This is a genomic window from Neobacillus sp. 204 (assembly GCF_046562815.1).
GTDB lineage: Bacteria > Bacillota > Bacilli > Bacillales > Cytobacillaceae > Neobacillus.
Genome location: NZ_JBJORY010000054.1, coordinates 1 through 656 on the forward strand (window position 1 = coordinate 1; position 656 = coordinate 656).

Consider the following 656-nt stretch of genomic DNA (forward strand, 5'->3'; position numbering starts at 1 on the left):
AATGGTAGTTGGGACACGCGTCCCTGTGAGAGTAGGACGTTGCCAGGCTGTAAATACGGAGGATTAGCTCAGCTGGGAGAGCATCTGCCTTACAAGCAGAGGGTCGGCGGTTCGATCCCGTCATCCTCCACCATATTTACCTTTCATACATTACGCCGGGGTAGCTCAATTGGTAGAGCAACTGACTTGTAATCAGTAGGTTGGGGGTTCAAGTCCTCTCGCCGGCACCTTTTGTATGAGCCATTAGCTCAGTTGGTAGAGCATCTGACTTTTAATCAGAGGGTCGAAGGTTCGAGTCCTTCATGGCTCACCAAAGTATTTTGCGAAAGCAAAATAACTTTCAATATCGCGGGTGTGGCGGAATTGGCAGACGCACCAGACTTAGGATCTGGCGCCGCAAGGCGTGGGGGTTCGACTCCCTTCACCCGCACCAAAGTATTTTGCGAAAGTATATTAAATTATCATAAAGTGCGGAAGTAGTTCAGTGGTAGAACACCACCTTGCCAAGGTGGGGGTCGCGGGTTCGAATCCCGTCTTCCGCTCCAAAATTGCCGGGGTGGCGGAACTGGCAGACGCACAGGACTTAAAATCCTGCGGTAGGTGACTACCGTACCGGTTCGATTCCGGTCCTCGGCACCACTAAGTAAATGAAATTC

6 tRNA genes are annotated in these 656 nt (G+C 51.2%); all 6 read left to right on the plus strand.

Features of this window, described 5'->3' with window-relative positions:
- Positions 1-57 precede the first annotated feature (57 nt).
- The 6 genes from ACJ004_RS30105 to ACJ004_RS30130 all read left to right on the plus strand — a co-directional run bounded on the left by ACJ004_RS30105 (position 58) and on the right by ACJ004_RS30130 (position 639).
- A tRNA-Val gene (locus tag ACJ004_RS30105) sits at positions 58-133 on the plus strand.
- Positions 134-154: 21 nt separating this feature from the next.
- Positions 155-227: transfer RNA gene (locus ACJ004_RS30110), tRNA-Thr, on the plus strand.
- 10 nt (positions 228-237) lie between these two features.
- Positions 238-313: transfer RNA gene (locus ACJ004_RS30115), tRNA-Lys, on the plus strand.
- Positions 314-348: 35 nt separating this feature from the next.
- A tRNA-Leu gene (locus ACJ004_RS30120) sits at positions 349-433 on the plus strand.
- A gap of 37 nt (positions 434-470) precedes the next feature.
- Positions 471-545: transfer RNA gene (locus tag ACJ004_RS30125), tRNA-Gly, on the plus strand.
- A gap of 5 nt (positions 546-550) precedes the next feature.
- Positions 551-639, plus strand: a tRNA-Leu gene (locus tag ACJ004_RS30130).
- Positions 640-656 lie beyond the last annotated feature (17 nt).